The following is a 15,357-nucleotide window of genomic DNA, read 5'->3' on the forward strand; positions in this document are numbered from 1 at the left end:
ATACCCCCCGACCCGGTGTGGGGGGAGGCACCCCCCCCCCCCCCCGCCCCCCCCCCCCCCCCCCCCGGTTCCGTGACGGGGCGTCAGGCCGGCCGGGCCGGGCCGCCCTGACCGTCCTGGGGGGGCGGCCGGGTCAGGAGCTGCGGGTCCGCGTGGTCTTCTTCGCGGGCGTCGCCTTCTTCGTGGCCGCGGCCTTCTTGGTCGTGGCGCTCCTGGCCCCGGACTTGGCGGGGGCGCCGTCGGCCTTGGCCGTCACCGTCTTCCTGGCCGGGGACTTGGCCGCGGCCGTCTTCCGCGTCGTGCCGCCGCGCTGCGCCTCGACCTGCTGGGCGTCGCTGACGCGGTCGGCTCCGAGGATCTCCCGCAGGAACTTGCCCGTGTGGCTCGCCGGGACCCCGGCGACCTCCTCCGGCGTGCCCTCGGCGACCACCAGGCCGCCTCCGGCGCCGCCCTCGGGGCCCATGTCCACGAGCCAGTCGGCGGTCTTGATCACGTCGAGGTTGTGCTCGATGACGATGACCGTGTTGCCCTTGTCGACCAGTCCGCCGAGGACCTTGAGCAGCTTGCTGATGTCCTCGAAGTGCAGACCGGTGGTCGGCTCGTCCAGGACGTAGACCGTGCGCCCGGTGGACCGCTTCTGCAGTTCGCTGGCGAGCTTGACGCGCTGTGCCTCACCACCGGAGAGGGTGGTGGCGGACTGACCGAGGCGGACGTAGCCGAGACCGACGTCGTTCAGCGTCCTCAGGTGGCGGGAGATCGCCGGGACCGCCTCGAAGAAGTGCATGGCCTCCTCGATCGGCATGTTCAGGACCTCGGCGATGGACTTGCCCTTGTAGTGGACCTCCAGGGTCTCCCGGTTGTACCGGGCACCGTGGCAGACCTCGCACGGGACGTAGACGTCCGGGAGGAAGTTCATCTCGATCTTGATCGTGCCGTCGCCCGAGCAGTTCTCGCAGCGGCCGCCCTTGACGTTGAAGGAGAAGCGGCCGGGCAGGTAGCCCCGGACCTTCGCCTCGGTGGTCTCGGCGAACAGCTTGCGGATGTGGTCGAAGACGCCGGTGTACGTCGCCGGGTTGGACCGCGGGGTCCGGCCGATCGGCGACTGGTCGACGTGCACCACCTTGTCCACCAGGTCGTCGCCGTCGACACGGGTGTGCCGTCCGGGGACGGCCCGGGCGCCGTTCAGCTCGCGGGCCAGGTGCGTGTACAGGATGTCGTTGACCAGCGTGGACTTGCCGGAACCGGAGACGCCGGTGACGGCCGTGAACACGCCCAGCGGGAAGGACACGTCGATGTCCCGCAGGTTGTTCTCGCGGGCGCCGTGCACGGTGAGCTGCCGCGACAGGTCGCGCGGGCGGCGCACGTCCGGGAGCGGGATCGCCTTGCGGCCCGAGAGGTACGCGCCGGTCTGCGACTCGGCGTTGTCGAGCAGTTCCTTCACGGAGCCGCTGTGCACCACCTTGCCGCCGTGCTCGCCGGCGCCGGGGCCGATGTCCACGATCCAGTCGGCGACCTTGATCGTGTCCTCGTCGTGCTCCACGACGATGAGCGTGTTGCCCATGTCGCGCAGCCGGACCAGGGTCTCGATCAGCCGGTGGTTGTCCCGCTGGTGCAGGCCGATGGACGGCTCGTCCAGGACGTACAGGACACCGACGAGGCCGGAGCCGATCTGGGTGGCCAGGCGGATGCGCTGGGCCTCGCCACCGGAGAGGGTGCCGGCCGCGCGGTTGAGCGAGAGGTAGTCCAGGCCGACGTCGACCAGGAAGCGCAGCCGCTCGTTGACCTCCTTCAGGACCCGCTCGGCGATCTTCTTGTCGCGGGCGCTCAGCTTCAGTTCGCCCAGGAAGTCCGCGCAGTCGCTGATCGACATGGCGGAGACCTCGGCGATCGACTTGCCCATGATCGTGACCGCGAGGACGATCGGCTTCAGGCGCGTGCCCTCGCAGGAGGGGCAGGGCACCTCGCGCATGTAGCCCTCGAAGCGCTCGCGGCTGGCGTCGCTCTCGGCCTCGCTGTGCCGGCGCTTGACGAAGGGCAGCGCGCCCTCGAACGGCGTGGTGTAGACCCGCTCCCGGCCGTACCGGTTGCGGTAGCGCACCTCGATCTGGGTCTTGTGGCCGTGGAGCAGGGCCTTCTTGGCACGCTGCGGCAGGCCCGCGAAGGGGATGTCCGTGCGGAAGCCGAGGGCGTCCGCGAGGGCACCGATCAGACGGCCGAAGTAGTCCTTGGTGTGGCCGTGCGACCAGGGGTGGATGGCGCCCTCGTCCAGGGACTTGTCCGGGTCCGGGACGATCAGCTCGGGGTCGACCTCCATGCGCGTGCCGATGCCGGTGCACTCGGGGCAGGCGCCGAAGGGCGAGTTGAAGGAGAAGGAGCGGGGCTCCAGTTCCTCGAAGGACAGGTCGTCGTACGGGCAGTACAGGTGCTCCGAGTACATGCGCTCGCGCTCGGGGTCGTCCTCGGGGAGGTCCACGAAGTCGAGCACGACCATGCCGCCGGACAGGCCGAGGGCCGTCTCCACGGAGTCGGTGAGGCGCCGCTTGGCGGAGTCCTTCACCGTGAGGCGGTCCACGACCACCTCGATGGTGTGCTTCTCCTGCTTCTTCAGGGCCGGCGGTTCGGACAGCTGGACGGTCTGGCCGTCCACCCGCGCGCGGGAGTAGCCCTTGGTCTGCAGGTCGGCGAAGAGGTCGACGAACTCGCCCTTGCGCTCGCGCACCAGCGGGGAGAGCACCTGGAAACGGCTCCCCTCGGGCAGCTCCAGGACCTTGTCCACGATGGCCTGCGGCGACTGGCGCGAGATCGGGCGGCTGCACTCGGGACAGTGCGGCTTGCCGATGCGCGCGAAGAGCAGACGCAGGTAGTCGTACACCTCGGTGATGGTGCCGACCGTCGAGCGGGGGTTGCGCGAGGTGGACTTCTGGTCGATGGAGACGGCCGGGGAGAGGCCCTCGATGAAGTCGACGTCGGGCTTGTCCATCTGCCCGAGGAACTGCCGTGCGTACGAGGAGAGCGACTCCACGTAACGACGCTGGCCCTCCGCGAAGATCGTGTCGAAGGCCAGGGAGGACTTGCCCGACCCGGACAGGCCCGTGAAGACGATGAGCGAGTCACGAGGCAGGTCGAGCGAGACATTCTTGAGATTGTGCTCGCGCGCGCCACGGACGATGAGACGGTCGGCCACGCCGGTCCGCACCTTTCTTGGGAGAAGTGACAGGGGCGGGGCCCCCGTGCTTCTTCAGACTAGGGGGAGCCACTGACAACGTCGGTCGGATTGCCCGGTTGCATAACAACCCCCGGCCATCAAGCATGCCCGACGCCGCCACCGACGATATAGCACGTACATTCGATTTGCGGGCGAGGTTGGTCACCTTCACCCGAACGTGTGGCCGGGCTAGGGTCGGCGCCATGATGGATCACGCTCATGACCTGGCCTGTGTACGTGAGGCGACCGATCGGCTGCTCACCGCGCTCGCCGCACTGGACAACGCCGCGCTCGCCGAGCCGTCACGGCTTCCGGGCTGGAGCCGCGGGCACGTCCTCGCCCACCTCGCCCGGAACGCGGACGCGCTCGTGAACGTCCTTCAGGGCCGTCCCATGTACGCGAGCGCCGAGGCGCGGGACACCGACATCGAGCGGGGCGCCCCGCGTCCGCTGGACGTGCAGGTCGCCGACGTCCGGGAGAGCGCGGCCCGCTTCCAGGACGCCGGGGCCGCGCCCGCGGACTGGACGCGCACGGTCGAGCTGCGCAACGGCGTCACCGACTCCGCGGCGCGGGTGCCGCTGCGCCGGTGGGCGGAGGTGGAGCTGCACCACGTGGACCTCGGGACCGGGTACGAGCTGGAGGACCTGCCGGCCGAGTTCCTGGAGCGGGAGACCGGCTTCCTCGCGGACCGGTTCTCCGGGAACCCGGACGTCCCGGCGACCCGCCTCACGGACGGCACGCGCGTGTGGACCACCGGACGCGAGGCCGGCGTGCCCGGGATCACGGTCACCGGCCGGCCGGCGGACCTGCTGGGCTGGCTCGCCGGCCGACGCGACGGCGCGGCGCTGGAGGTGGACGGCGGGGAGCTGCCGAAGCTGCCCCCGCTCTAGGCACCGGCCCGCGGGGAGCCGCCGAAGGCTGCCCCGCCCCGGTCACCGGACCGCGGGCCGCGGCCGTCCGCGGGCCCGTCCCGGGCGGGCGTGCGCGGGGGCCGTCCCGCTATAGGCTGCCGACATGACGTACACCGGAGAGGTCAAGGTCGGCGGACCGGCGGATGTGCACGAGCTGAAAGACCTGATGATCACCAAGATCGCGGTCGGCCCGATGGACAACAACGCCTACCTGCTGCGCTGCCGGGCCACCGACGAGCAGCTCCTGATCGACGCCGCCAACGAGGCGCCGACGCTCCTCGGCATGATCGGTGACGACGGCATCGCGTCCGTCGTCACCACCCACCGGCACGGGGATCACTGGCAGGCCCTCGCCGAGGTCGTCGCGGCCACGGGCGCGCGCACGTACGCCGGGCGCGACGACGCCGCCGGCATCCCCGTGCCCACCGACGTCCTCGTCGACGACGGCGACGTGATCACGGTGGGCCGGGTGGAGCTGACCGCGCGCCACCTGGTCGGGCACACGCCCGGTTCGATCGCGCTGGTCTACGACGACCCGCACGGCCACCCGCACGTCTTCACCGGCGACTGCCTCTTCCCCGGCGGCGTCGGCAACACGCACAAGGACCCGAAGGCGTTCGCCAGCCTGATCCACGACGTGGAGACCAAGCTCTTCGACGTGCTGGCGGACGAGACGTGGGTCTACCCGGGGCACGGCAACGACACGACGCTGGGCGCGGAGCGGCCGCATCTGCCGGAGTGGCACGCGCGCGGGTGGTGAGCGGGGGCGGGCGCCGCGGTCAGACGAACACGTCGCCGGAGGCAGCCGCGCTCCGGCGCACAGGCCGTACGCGCGCCGGGCGCACACCTCGCACCACGCCTGCTCCCGGCGCGCACCACCCCCGTACGCGCCCTGTGTGATGCGTTCGCACGTACCGAGCCCCCGTGCGTACTCCCGGAGAACGGCTCCGCGCAGTCAACTGGTAGCAGCCCGCGCAGGACGACAGCGCCTGCGGGGCAGGGCCGCCGGTCTCCAACCCACCGCCCTCGGCCGGCGGCCCAGGCATCGCCCACGCGCGCGTGAGGTGCGGCGGCCCGTTCACACAGCCGCAACACCCGTTCCCACTATGCGGACAACTACCGCTGTGACCTGGACAGATGCGGCGTTCGCTGCCACTCTCCCGCCATGCATCCTGCCCCTCGCACCCTGCGCAGCGCGGTCGTCGCCGCCACCGTAGCCCTGCTCGCCACCGCTGTCGGCTGTGCGCCGCAGCCCGAGGAGAAGGCGTCCACCGCCCCGTCCGGGCCGGCCGCGAAGAGCTGCGCCAAGGGCGGGCTCGCCACGAAGACGTCCGGGAAGCTGACCATCGCGACGGACGAACCGGCGTACGAACCCTGGTTCAAGGACGACAAGCCCGCCAGCGGCAAGGGATTCGAGTCGGCGGTCGCCTATGCCGTGGCCGAGCGGCTCGGTTACGGCAAGAACGCGGTCGTGTGGCAGAGCGTCCCGTTCAACAAGGCGTTCGCGCCGGGGGTGAAGAGCTTCGACTTCGACATCAACCAGGTGTCGATCAGCGACGAGCGCAAGAAGGCCGTGGACTTCTCCTCCGGCTACTACGACGTGCGGCAGGCCGTCATCGCCCTGAAGGGCGGCAAGGCGGCGCGGGCGACGGGCATCGCCGACCTGCGGAAGCTCAAGCTGGGCGCCCAGGTGGGCACCACGAGCCTCGACTACATCACCGACCTGGTGAAACCGACTGGGCAGCCGGCCGTCTTCGGCAAGAACGACCAGGCCAAGTCCGCCCTGAAGAACGGTCAGGTGGACGCCATCGTGACCGACCTGCCGACGGCCTTCTACATCACCGGGGCCGAGGTCACGAACGCGAGGATCGTCGGCCAGTTCGAGCACCAGGGCGGCACGCCCGAGCGGTTCGGGCTCGTCCTGGACAAGGGCAGCGCGCTGACCCCGTGCGTGACCGCCGCCGTCGACGCCCTGCGCAAGGACGGCACGCTGGCCCGGATCGAGCGACAGTGGCTCTCCGACGCCGTCGACGCCCCGGTGCTCAAGTGACGGTCGTCAAGGGCGAGCCGGCCCGGGAGGGGGCGGACGACGCCGGTGACCGGGCCGCCGCCGGCCCCCACGACGACGGCTACGCGCCCTCCGAACGGCGCCTGGCGCGGGAACGCCACCGCCGCGCGCGGGCCCGCCGCGCCACGGCGATCGCGGCCCTGTCGACCCTGGTCACGGCCGCGCTGCTCTACCTGGTCGTCGTCAGCGCCCCCGGCTGGCCGCGCACCAAGGAGACGTTCTTCAGCGCGCACTACGCGCGCGAGGCGTTCCCGAAGATCCTCGAAGGGCTGTGGCTGAACCTCCGGCTGCTGCTGGTCTGCGGCGTCGCCGTCCTGGTCCTCGGCATGCTGATCGCCGTCGCGCGGACCCTTCGCGGCCCGGTGTTCTTCCCGCTGCGGGTGCTGGCGGCGGCGTACACCGACTTCTTCCGCGGCCTGCCGCTGATCATCAACCTGATGATCGTCGTCCTGGGCGTGCCGGCGCTGCGGCTGCAGGGCGTGACGGTCGACCCGGTGCTGCTCGGCGGCACGGCGCTGACGCTGACCTACTCCGCGTACGTGGCGGAGGTGTTCCGGGCCGGCATCGAGTCCGTCCACCCCTCGCAGCGCGCGGCGGCCCGCTCGCTGGGCCTGACCAACCGGCAGGCCCTGCGCCACGTCGTCCTGCCGCAGGCGGTGCGCCGCCAGGTGCCGCCGCTGCTCAACGACCTGGTCTCGCTGCAGAAGGACACCGGCCTGGTCTCCATCGGCGGCGCGGTGGACGCCGTACGGGCGGCCGACATCATCGTGGGCCGCAGTCTGAACTACACGCCGTACATCGTCGCGGGGCTGGCGTTCGTCGCGCTGACCATTCCGATGACCCGGTTCACCGACTGGGTGACGGCCCGGACCGACCGGCGGCGCGCGCAGGGAGGGTCCCTGTGAGCCCCCGGAGAGGATCGCTGTGAGCATGGAGAACACGCCCGCCGGCGACGCGCCCGTCCTGCGGATGGAGTCGGTCCGCAAGACCTTCGGCGACTCGGTCGTCCTGCGGGACGTCGATCTGGAGGTCGCGCCCCACACGGTGACCGCGCTGATCGGCGCCTCCGGCTCGGGCAAGTCGACGCTGCTGCGCTGTGCCAACCTGCTGGAGGAGATCGACGACGGCGCGATCTGGCTGGACGGCGAGGAGATCACCGACCCCCGGGTGGACCAGGACGCGGTACGGCGCCGGATCGGGGTCGTCTTCCAGGCGTACAACCTGTTTCCGCACATGAGCGTGCTCGACAACATCACGCTCGCGCCGCGCCGGGTGCACGGGGTGGCCCGCGCGGAGGCCGAGGAGCGGGCCAGGGAACTGCTGGAGCGCCTGGGGCTCGCCGGGAAGGCGGATGCCTACCCGGACCGGCTCAGCGGCGGCCAGCAGCAGCGGGTGGCGATCGTGCGGGCCCTCGCGGTGCGGCCCCGGCTGTTGCTGCTGGACGAGATCACGGCCGCGCTCGACCCGGAACTGGTGGGCGAGGTGCTGGACGTCGTCCGCGGGCTGAAGGAGCAGGGCATGACCATGGTGCTGGCGACGCACGAGATGGGGTTCGCGCGGGACGTCGCCGACCAGGTGTGCTTCCTGGACGGCGGCGTGGTGCTGGAGCGCGGCGGCGCCGAGCAGGTCTTCGGCGAGCCGCGGCACGAGCGCACCCGGCGCTTCTTGCGCCGGATCGTGGAGGCGGGCCGGCTGTAGTCCCGCGCGCGGGGTCACGTCGGCGGCGACCCGCCCGGCGGCCGCGCGCGGTGCTCCCCCGCGCGTGGGTCACGCGTCCGCCCGCGCCGCCCCGAGCAGCGCCGCGACGCGCTCCACGCCGAACACGTAGCCCTGCACCCCGCAGCCGGCGATGACGCCGTCGGCGCGCTGCGAGACGTAGGAGTGGTGCCGGAACGGCTCGCGCTGGTGGATGTTGGAGATGTGCACCTCCAGCACGGGCATGCCGTCGCAGGCGTTGAGCGCGTCGAGGATGGCGACCGATGTGTGCGAGTAGGCGCCGGGGTTGATGACGATCCCGCAGTGGCCGAGCCGGGCCTCGTGGATCCAGTCGACCAGCCGGCCCTCGTGGTTGGACTGCCGGGCGTCCACCGTGCCGCCGTACGCGGCCGCCGCCTTTGCGCACAGCGCCTCCACGTCGGCCAGTGTCTCCGTGCCGTAGATCTCGGGCTGGCGCTGGCCGAGCAGGTTCAGGTTGGGCCCGTTGAGGATCATGATCGGGGCGTTGGCCAGGGTGCGGGGCACGGTTCCTCCGGTCCGTCGGTGGCGGCGCCTTGCGGCCGCTGCTCACCCCGGTCTATCACGCCGTTCCGGGTGGGCGGCCGGCCGTGCGCGCCGGTCTCCACGGCGCGCATCCGGGCCGCGTGATCACTTCCGCACGCCCCCGTAACTCGTGATCACGGTGGGTAGTTGACCCATCATGCGTGATGTACAGACTGTCAACAGGCCGTCCATGCCGCGGCTCGCCGCCGCCTCGCTCGCCGGGACGGCGATCGAGTTCTACGACTTCTTCGTCTACGGCACGGCGGCGGCCCTGGTGCTCGGGCCGCTGTTCTTCCCCACGTTCTCGCCCCTGGCGGGCACGCTGGCGGCCTTCGGGACGTTCGGGGTGGGGTTCATCGCCAGGCCGCTGGGGTCGGTGCTGTTCGGGCACCTCGGGGACCGGCGCGGACGGCGGCCGGTGCTCGTCGGCTCGCTGCTGCTGACCGGCTTCGCCACGGTCGCGGTCGGCTGTGTGCCGTCCTACGGCGCCATCGGCGTCGCCGCGCCCGTCCTGCTCCTCGTGCTGCGCTTCCTGCAGGGGCTGGGGCTCGGCGGGGAGTGGGGCGGGGCGGTGCTGCTGACCGCCGAACACGCCCCGGCCGGGCGGCGCGCCCTGTGGTCGAGCTTCCCGCAGGTGGGCCCGGCGCTCGGGTTCGGGCTGGCCAACGGAGTGGTGCTCGCGCTGTCGGCGGCGCTGTCCGACGCGGAGTTCGCGCGCTGGGGCTGGCGCGTGCCGTTCTGGGCGGCCGGGGCGCTGGCGCTGGCCGGTCTGTGGCTGCGCTCGTCCCTCGCGGAGAGCCCCCGCTTCCTGGAGATCGACGATCACGCGCGCGTGCCGTTCTTCGAGGTCGTCCGGCAGCACGGGCGGCTGGTACTGCTGACGGCCGGGGCGCTCGCGGTGGGCTACGCGGTGTTCTACGCGGTGACGACCTGGTCGCTGTCCTATGCGACGGAACGGCTCGGGGTGAGCCGCACGGTCATGCTGACGTGTGTGATGGGCGCGGTGCTCGTGCAGGGCGCGCTGGTGCCGCTCGTGGCGCTGGTCGCCGACCGGTTCGGACGCCGGCCGATGTGCCTGGCGGGGTGCGCGGCCTCCGCGCTGTGGATGCTTCCGATGGTCGCGCTGCTGGCGACCGGCGAGCCGCTGCTGATGTTCCTCGGCATCCTGGGCGCCCTGCTCTCCTTCGTCACCGCGTTCGCGGTGATCGCCGCCTATCTGCCGGAGCTGTACGAGCCGCGGGTGCGCTGCACGGGCGCCGCCGTGGGCTACAACCTCGGCGGGGTCCTCGGCGGCGCCCTCACCCCGATCGTGGCCACGGCGCTCGCGGAGCGGGGCGGGCCGGTGCCGTGGGGCGTGGGCGCGTATCTGACGGGGATCGCGCTGGTCAGCATGGTGTGCTTCGCGCTGCTGCCGGAGACGCGTCCGGTGCCCGTGGCGGCGGCGGAACCGGTCACGGGCTGACCGGACGCGCCGTGCACGCGCCGCCGGCTAGGGGTTGACCGCCAGCTCCAGGTACGCCGCGAAGAGCACCAGGTGGACGCCGCCCTGGAGCGGGGTGGCCCGGCCGGGCACCACGGTCAGGGAGCTGACCACCACCGTCAGCGCGAGCATCAGCATGTGGGTCGGGCCGAGGCCGAGGACGAGCGGCCCGGACAGCCAGACGGAGGCGAGGGCCACGGCCGGAATGGTCAGGCCGATGCTGGCCATCGCGGAGCCGAGCGCGAGGTTGAGGCTGGTCTGCACCCGGTCCCGGCGGGCTGCGCGCAGCGCGGCGATCGTCTCGGGCAGCAGGACGAGCAGGGCGATGATCACGCCGACCACCGCGTGCGGCAGTCCGGCCGCCGCCACGCCCGACTCGATCGTGGGCGAGACGCCCTTGGCCAGGCCGACCACGCCCACCAGGGCCAGGCCGAGCAGGCCCAGGCTGAACCAGGCGGTGCGCGCGGACGGGGGCGCCGCATGGTCGTCGCCGCTGACGGCCGCGCCCTGCCGGGTCACGGGCAGGAAGTAGTCACGGTGCCGCACGGTCTGGGTGGTCACGAACAGGCCGTAGAGGATCAGTGACGACAGCGCGGCGAAGGTCAGCTGGACGGTGGAGAACTCGGGGCCGGGCTTGCTGGTGGTGAAGGTCGGCAGCACCAGGCTGAGCGTCGCCAGCGTCGCCACGGTCGCCAGGGCCGCGCCGGTGCCCTCGGGGTTGAAGAGGGCCGTGCCGTGTCGCAGGGAGGCGACGAGCAGACTGATTCCGACGATGCCGTTGCAGGTGATCATCACCGCGGCGAAGACGGTGTCCCGCGCCAGCGTCGAACTCTTGTCGCCGCCGTCGGCCATGAGGGTGACGATCAGGGCGACCTCGATGATCGTGACGGCGATGGCGAGCACCAGGGAGCCGAAGGGCTCGCCGACCCGGTGGGCGACCACCTCGGCGTGGTGCACCGCCGCCAGGACGGAACCGGCGAGGATCACGGTCACCAGGGCGACGACGGGGCCGGGCAAGCCCCGTCCCCAGGTGAGGGCCAGCAGGACGACCGCGAGCACCGGAACGAGGATCGTCCATTGACGGGTGAGCGACCGGAGCCGAGTGATCATGCGGTGATGGTCGCAGAGGCATACAGGATTCGCATTCCGTTCTTTTCGGATCCTTCTCGTCCTTTCCGGTGCGGGACCCGGTGACACCCGGCGCGCCGAGTGCCGCCGGTGCGGGGGCCCGGCGCCGGTGGAACCGGGCCCCCGCCAGGGGGTGAAGGCGCCGTCACACGTCGACGGGGTCCTTCCGGGACTCCTCGTCGCCGGTGTGCGCCGCCTGCTTCCTGGTGGCGAGGAGACTGGTGACCGTGGTGACGGCGAGGACCACGCAGATCACACCGAGCGAGACCGGGATGCTGATCTCGGGGACGTGGACACCGGACTCGTGCAGGGCGTGCAGCACCAGCTTGACGCCGATGAAGCCGAGGATGATCGACAGCCCGTACGACAGGTGGACCAGCTTCTTGAGCAGTCCGCCGATGAGGAAGTAGAGCTGGCGCAGACCCATCAGGGCGAAGGCGTTGGCGGTGAAGACGATGTACGGGTCCTGGGTCAGGCCGAAGATCGCGGGGATGGAGTCCAGGGCGAAGAGCACGTCCGTGGTGCCGATGGCCAGCATCACGACCAGCATCGGCGTCATGACGCGCTTGCCGTTCTGCCGGATCCACAGCTTGGTGTCGTGGTACCGGTCGGCCACGCCGAACCTGCGCTCCACGGCCTTCAGCAGCTTGCTCTCCTCGTACTCCTCGTCGTGCTCCTCCCCGCGGGCCTCCTGGATGAGCTTCCAGGCGGTCCAGATCAGGAAGGCTCCGAAGAGGTAGAACACCCAGGAGAAGCTGGTGATGATCGCGGCCCCGGCGGCGATGAAGACGGCCCGCAGGACCAGGGCTATGAGGACGCCGACGAGCAGGACGCGCTGCTGGTACCGGGTGGGCACCGCGAACTTCGCCATGATGAGGACGAAGACGAAGAGGTTGTCGACGCTCAGCGACTTCTCGGTGATGAAGCCGGCGAAGAACTCGCCGGCCGGCCGGCCGCCGCCGAAGACGAGGAGGCCGAGGCCGAAGAGGCCGGCCAGGGTGATCCAGACGACCGTCCAGACGCCCGCCTCCCTGACCGACACCTCATGCGGCTTTCGACCGATGAAGAAGTCGACCGCGATCAGAGCGGCGAGACCCACGATGGTGAGGACCCACAGGCCCATGGAGACTTCCACTGCACCTCCGGCATTGCGTGACGGTGAACACATCAGCGTTGTCGCTGCCGGAGGTCTCTTCCGCCCGTGAAGGGCCGGCGCCCCGGGACTCGAACCGGTCCGTATTGACGGGTGCGCCGCAGCAAGGGAGTACTCCCCTCCGTACGGAAGACAGTACCCCAACCACCAAGGAACAGTAAAGAGATAAGTAAAGTAAATCCCAAGTCAGCAGGTCAGTGCCGCTTTACCAGTGCTTGGCACGGGTCCGGTGGGCTAACCGGCCGCCGTGCTCAGAGGTGCGTGCGGATCGCCGGCAGCAGGTCCTGGAAGGTGCGGCCGTCGGCCGGGGCACCGAGGGCGGTCATCGTCCAGCCGGATCCCGCCCGGTGCACCTTGGCCATGATCTGGGCGGTGTGGTCGCCGCCGCCGGCCAGGGTGTAGCGGGCGAGTTCCTGGCCGGTGGTCTCGTCCACGAGGCGGCAGAACGCGTTCTGCACCTCCTGGAAGGTCTGGCCGGTGAAGGAGTTCACCGTGAAGACGATCTGGTCGATGCGGGCCGGGACACGCTGGAGGTCCACCAGGATCGCCTCGTCGTCGCCGCCCTGGCCGGCGCCGCCGACGAGGTTGTCGCCGGTGTGGCGCACCGAACCGTCGTCACTCACCAGGTGGCGGAAGAAGACGACGTCCTGCGGCTCCTGGCCGGCGAAGAGGACCGCCGAGGCGTCCAGGTCGATCTCGCGGGTGCGGGAGCCGAACAGGCCGCGCCGCTTGGCCGCCTGCCAGCCGAGCCCCATGCGGACCGCGCTCAGCGAGGCCCCGTCGTTCTTCTCCAGGCTGATGGCCTGACCCTTGGACAAGTTGACCGACACGGCTCAATCCCCTCTCGACAGTCCCCTGCTGCCGCGCCGAGCCGTCGCGCGACGCGGTTGTCCAGAACCCTACGCAGGGGCTGCCGGCACCGCCGACCCCGGCTCGCGCTTTGTGTCGGTGTTGCAACACTTGACACACAAATGCCGAGGTCGGCGGTGGTGAGGGGCTCAGGCGAGGCCGGCCTCCCGCATCTGCCGCAGCTCCTTCTTCATCTCGGAGACCTCGTCGCGCAGCCGGGCCGCGACCTCGAACTGCAGCTCCGCGGCGGCGGCGCGCATCCGCTCGGTCATCTCCTCGATCTGCCCGGCCAGCTCGGCCGCCGGACGGTCGGTGGGCACCGCCCTGCCCTTGGCGCCCTTCGCGGCCTTGGCACCCTTGGCCGCCTTGTCGCCGAGCGACGGGACCGGGGCCTTCGCGCCCTTGCCGTCCTTCGTGGTGCGGTAGCCGGAGCCGAGGAGCTGTTCGGTGTCGACCTCCTCGCGGGCGATCTGCGCGACGATGTCGTTGATCTTCTTGCGCAGCGGCTGCGGATCGATGCCGTGGGCCTTGTTGTAGGCGACCTGCTTCTCCCGGCGCCGGTTGGTCTCGTCGATGGCCTTCTCCATCGCCGGGGTGATCTTGTCGGCGTACATGTGGACCTGGCCGGAGACATTGCGCGCCGCGCGGCCGATGGTCTGGATCAGCGAGGTGCCGGAGCGCAGGAAGCCCTCCTTGTCGGCGTCCAGGATCGCCACCAGCGACACCTCGGGCAGGTCGAGGCCCTCGCGCAGGAGGTTGATGCCGACCAGTACGTCGTACTCACCGGCGCGCAGCTCGCGCAGCAGCTCGATGCGGCGCAGGGTGTCGACGTCGCTGTGCAGATAGCGCACCTGGATACCGAGTTCCAGGAAGTAGTCGGTGAGGTCCTCGGCCATCTTCTTGGTCAGCGTGGTGACGAGGACCCGCTCGTCCTTCTCGGTGCGCTTGCGGATCTCGTGCACCAGGTCGTCGATCTGTCCCTCGGTGGGCTTGACCACGACCTCCGGGTCGACCAGGCCGGTCGGGCGGATGATCTGCTCCACGACGCCGTCCGAGCGGGACAGCTCGTAGGCACCGGGGGTGGCCGACAGGTAGACGGTCTGCCCGATGCGCTCCTGGAACTCCTCCCACTTCAGGGGGCGGTTGTCCAGGGCGGAGGGCAGGCGGAAGCCGTGGTCGACCAGGGTCCGCTTGCGGGAGGCGTCGCCCTCGTACATCGCGCCGATCTGCGGGACGGTGACGTGCGACTCGTCGATGACGAGCAGGAAGTCGTCCGGGAAGTAGTCCAGCAGGGTGTTGGGCGGGGAGCCGGGGGCACGCCCGTCGAAGTGCATCGAGTAGTTCTCCACGCCGGAGCAGGTGCCGATCTGGCGGAGCATCTCGATGTCGTACGTGGTGCGCATGCGCAGCCGCTGGGCCTCCAGGAGCTTGCCCTGCTTCTCCAGCTCGCCGAGGCGCTCCCCCAGCTCCTTCTCGATGTCGTTGACGGCCCGCTCCATGCGCTCGGGGCCGGCGACGTAGTGGGAGGCGGGGAAGACGTAGAGCTGCCGGTCGTCGCTGATGATCTCGCCGGTGACCGGGTGGAGCGTGGACAGCGCCTCGATCTCGTCGCCGAACATCTCGATGCGGACGGCCAGCTCCTCGTAGACCGGGAAGATCTCGATGGTGTCGCCGCGGACCCGGAAGGTGCCGCGGGTGAACGCCATGTCGTTGCGCGTGTACTGGATGTCCACGAAGCGGCGCAGCAGCTCGTCCCGGTCGATCTCGTCACCGACCCTGAGCGGGACCATGCGGTCCACGTACTCCTGCGGCGTACCGAGGCCGTAGATGCAGGAGACCGAGGCGACCACGACGACGTCGCGGCGGGTGAGCAGCGAGTTGGTGGCCGAGTGGCGCAGCCGCTCGACCTCCTCGTTGATCGAGGAGTCCTTCTCGATGTAGGTGTCCGACTGGGGGACGTACGCCTCGGGCTGGTAGTAGTCGTAGTACGACACGAAGTACTCGACCGCGTTGTTCGGCAGCAGCTCACGGAACTCGTTGGCGAGCTGGGCGGCCAGGGTCTTGTTCGGCGCCATCACGAGGGTGGGGCGCTGGAGCTTCTCGATCATCCACGCCGTGGTGGCGGACTTGCCGGTGCCGGTCGCGCCCAGCAGGACGACGTCCTTCTCACCGGCCTGGATGCGCCGGGCCAGGTCGGCGATGGCCGTCGGCTGGTCGCCGCTGGGCTGGTAGGGGCTGACGACCTCGAAGGGCGCCACCGTGCGTTCGATGTGGGAAACGGGCCGCATGTCATCCACCGTACGA

The 15,357-nt window shown here is 70.8% G+C and carries 12 protein-coding genes; 6 read left to right on the plus strand and 6 right to left on the minus strand.

Annotation, left to right across the window (positions count from 1 at the left end; all coding sequences use genetic code 11):
* Positions 1–133 precede the first annotated feature (133 nt).
* Positions 134–3,184 carry an excinuclease ABC subunit UvrA gene (gene uvrA / locus ACZ63H_RS17350; RefSeq protein ID WP_469865843.1) on the minus strand — a complete coding sequence of 1,017 codons (3,051 nt, stop codon included), beginning with the start codon at positions 3,182–3,184 and terminating at the stop codon, positions 134–136.
* Between the two features lie 224 nt (positions 3,185–3,408).
* Here uvrA and ACZ63H_RS17355 point away from each other — a divergent pair, with 224 nt between their 5' ends.
* The 5 genes from ACZ63H_RS17355 (at position 3,409) to ACZ63H_RS17375 (ending at position 7,882) form a co-directional block, all read left to right on the plus strand.
* Positions 3,409–4,095: a maleylpyruvate isomerase family mycothiol-dependent enzyme gene (locus ACZ63H_RS17355; RefSeq protein ID WP_469865845.1), complete on the plus strand. Its 687-nt coding sequence runs from the start codon at positions 3,409–3,411 to the stop codon at positions 4,093–4,095.
* A 124-nt stretch (positions 4,096–4,219) separates the two neighbouring features.
* On the plus strand, positions 4,220–4,876 hold the full coding sequence (locus ACZ63H_RS17360) for an MBL fold metallo-hydrolase (RefSeq protein WP_467934504.1): 657 nt from the start codon (positions 4,220–4,222) through the stop codon (positions 4,874–4,876).
* A gap of 405 nt (positions 4,877–5,281) precedes the next feature.
* A complete protein-coding gene (locus ACZ63H_RS17365) occupies positions 5,282–6,166 on the plus strand; it encodes an ABC transporter substrate-binding protein (RefSeq protein ID WP_469865847.1) in 885 nt (294 codons plus the stop codon).
* Complete coding sequence (locus tag ACZ63H_RS17370) at positions 6,163–7,089, plus strand: amino acid ABC transporter permease (RefSeq protein WP_469865849.1); 927 nt, start codon at positions 6,163–6,165, stop codon at positions 7,087–7,089. The genes ACZ63H_RS17365 and ACZ63H_RS17370 overlap by 4 nt, the downstream gene beginning before the upstream one ends.
* A gap of 25 nt (positions 7,090–7,114) precedes the next feature.
* Positions 7,115–7,882: an amino acid ABC transporter ATP-binding protein gene (locus ACZ63H_RS17375; protein ID WP_469865851.1), complete on the plus strand. Its 768-nt coding sequence runs from the start codon at positions 7,115–7,117 to the stop codon at positions 7,880–7,882.
* Between the two features lie 69 nt (positions 7,883–7,951).
* Here ACZ63H_RS17375 and aroQ read toward each other — a convergent pair whose 3' ends face one another.
* Positions 7,952–8,425, minus strand: a complete 474-nt coding sequence (gene aroQ, locus ACZ63H_RS17380) for a type II 3-dehydroquinate dehydratase (protein WP_469865853.1) — start codon at positions 8,423–8,425, stop codon at positions 7,952–7,954.
* Between the two features lie 208 nt (positions 8,426–8,633).
* On the opposite strand from aroQ, the gene ACZ63H_RS17385 reads away from it, so the two are divergent.
* On the plus strand, positions 8,634–9,905 hold the full coding sequence (locus ACZ63H_RS17385) for an MFS transporter (RefSeq protein ID WP_469866018.1): 1,272 nt from the start codon (positions 8,634–8,636) through the stop codon (positions 9,903–9,905).
* Positions 9,906–9,932: 27 nt separating this feature from the next.
* On the opposite strand, the gene ACZ63H_RS17390 is transcribed toward ACZ63H_RS17385, so the two are convergent.
* The 4 genes from ACZ63H_RS17390 to uvrB form a co-directional block, all read right to left on the minus strand.
* A complete protein-coding gene (locus tag ACZ63H_RS17390; protein WP_469865855.1) occupies positions 9,933–11,033 on the minus strand; it encodes a calcium:cation antiporter in 1,101 nt (366 codons plus the stop codon).
* 163 nt (positions 11,034–11,196) lie between these two features.
* Positions 11,197–12,186 (minus strand): TerC family protein, encoded by a 990-nt coding sequence (locus ACZ63H_RS17395; protein ID WP_469865857.1) that lies wholly within the window; start codon positions 12,184–12,186, stop codon positions 11,197–11,199.
* Between the two features lie 269 nt (positions 12,187–12,455).
* Positions 12,456–13,034, minus strand: coding sequence for a TerD family protein (locus tag ACZ63H_RS17400; protein ID WP_469865859.1), 579 nt, complete (start codon positions 13,032–13,034; stop codon positions 12,456–12,458).
* A gap of 168 nt (positions 13,035–13,202) precedes the next feature.
* The gene (gene uvrB / locus ACZ63H_RS17405) at positions 13,203–15,341 is read right to left on the minus strand and encodes an excinuclease ABC subunit UvrB (RefSeq protein ID WP_469865861.1); all 2,139 of its coding nucleotides are present in this window, start codon (positions 15,339–15,341) and stop codon (positions 13,203–13,205) included.
* Positions 15,342–15,357 lie beyond the last annotated feature (16 nt).

Source organism: Streptomyces sp. NPDC104831, assembly GCF_055583025.1.